Genomic DNA, 333 nt, shown 5'->3' with positions numbered 1-333 from the left:
GGAAAGGCAAAATTTATCCCTGAATTGGCTCAACTTTCAGACGATAAAGCCATTCATCCCTTTCCATCCGGCAAAACGGAACGATCCGGATACGGATGGGAATGGGGATCGGAGCTGGGAACGATGGAGAGCACCCAAACTGGAAAAGCTTCCCCATCCGAGGATTCGCATAGCGTCTATATACAGATATTTGAAGGCAATCCCGGGCTGCCTACCCCGGTCATTCGGGAAATGCATTTCATCTGCCTGACGCAGGCGACCCGAACCATCGACGTGACCAACCCTTATTTTATACCCGATGCGGATATCATGATGGCCATCAAAACAGCCGCG

1 pseudogene is annotated in these 333 nt (G+C 51.1%); it reads left to right on the top strand.

Going from position 1 to position 333, the window contains the following annotated elements:
• A pseudogene (locus tag FKP33_RS26840) lies at positions 1-333 on the top strand (phospholipase D-like domain-containing protein); the annotation flags it as partial.

The organism is Paenibacillus sp. tmac-D7, assembly GCF_006519665.1.
In the GTDB taxonomy this organism is placed as follows: Bacteria; Bacillota; Bacilli; order Paenibacillales; family NBRC-103111; genus Paenibacillus_G; species Paenibacillus_G validus.
The sequence above is the reverse complement of the archived record's forward strand: the minus strand, read 5'-3'. Positions and strand labels throughout refer to the sequence as shown.